We start from the raw sequence: 1,419 nt of genomic DNA on the forward strand, positions 1-1,419 counted from the left end.
GTGGTACTGTCTTTAATTCCAAAAAAGCCGGTATGATTTTTTCAAGATTCGACCCATTCGCCTATATTCGCCTTCTCAAGCACGTCCACTTGTGGCCGATGCAGCGTAGCCCCCTGAGTTGGGGCTACTTCTTTTTGCCCCTCACTCCCAAAATCACCGTCATATTTCTCGTCCTTTTTCCACAACGCATAGATAATCGTTAACAGTTTTCGCTGAACCGCTACATACCCCTTCATCTTTATTTTGGTTCGCTCGAAGACCCGTTCATATAACTCAATAAAGGGCTTCTGTTCATAGCGAACCACCATTAGCGAAGCCATGTGTAAGCCCCGCCGTATCCGGTGATTGCCCCGCTTGCTGATCCGGGTTTTGCCCACTCGTTTGCCGCTCTGGTTCTCGACTACATCATAGCCCGCGTAGCTTACTAATTGACGCTGATTCCCGAACAAGGCGAACTCATTAGTCTCGGTGATCAGGTTAGCCACGGTCAATAAACCTACCCCCTTGATGGCGCAGATCTGTTCCACTTTGCGCTTCCATTCAGGGGTGTCATTGACCGCTTTGGCGATCAGTTTTTCGCATTCGGTGATCTGCTTATCCAGTTCATCAATGAGTTTACTCATCTGCTTTTTAACTTCTTTTGACTGGTACATACCGATCTCCAGACAGCTTAATTGGTTGCCAATTTGGGTCTTAAAGTTTTGCAGATCAATCTGTTGTCGAGTCAACTGGCGCAGTTTATACATAGCTTCGCTGATAGGTCGCCAGGCTTCCAAGCTTTGTTGGCAGGCCATCGTAGCCAGAGCCTGAGCATCGACCCCATCAGTTTTAGTTTTGATGCCCAGTGCCTTCACGTAGTGTTTGGCTTTCTGGGGTAGCACCACAATCACATGAGCGCCCCGCTGGTGGAGCGAGAGAGCCAACTGCTCATAATACACGCCCGTGGCCTCCATCAGGTAGTGAACCGGCAGATCCTTTTGCTTAGCATGGTGGTCGGCCCATCGGTGGAATTCGGTTAGTCCTTTAAGGGTATTGGCGAAGGCGTGAGTAGCCTTAATCTTGATGCGCTGGATTGCATCAATGGCACTGATACAGGCATAAAAGGAGTCTTTGCCCATGTCGATGCCGACGCCATATTTGAGGGTTACAACTGACTGATCCATAAAGCTAATTTTTAGGTTAAGGAATTGGTTTTTCCATTAATCTTTCTCAATTTGACACATAACTCTTGGTCGTAGTAGCCCTACGCCATTGGGTACTGTTCAATCTGGGAGAAAGGGGTGGTGAGTAGGGCCAAGCCACACAAGCTATGTCGTTCCAGCAGAACGCATTTGTGTTGGGTTCGCGCTTTTTCTACTCACCAATGGCTTTGCCGAAGTTGCACTTTTTTTAATAACAAAACCTAAAGGCGAAGGTATG

1 protein-coding gene is annotated in these 1,419 nt (G+C 47.9%); it reads right to left on the reverse strand.

The window, feature by feature from the left end:
- Positions 1–41: 41 nt before the first annotated feature.
- On the reverse strand, positions 42–1,163 hold the full coding sequence (locus ACYVFD_RS35920) for an IS110 family RNA-guided transposase (protein WP_461095441.1): 1,122 nt from the start codon (positions 1,161–1,163) through the stop codon (positions 42–44).
- Between the last annotated feature and the right edge of the window lie 256 nt (positions 1,164–1,419).

Source organism: Spirosoma gilvum, from assembly GCF_054776815.1.

What these genes read in the sequence shown, in the direction of transcription:
- ACYVFD_RS35920 (WP_461095441.1), bottom strand. Translation starts at nt 1,163, where the DNA reads ATGGATCAGTCAGTTGTAACCCTCAAATATGGCGTCGGCATCGACATG.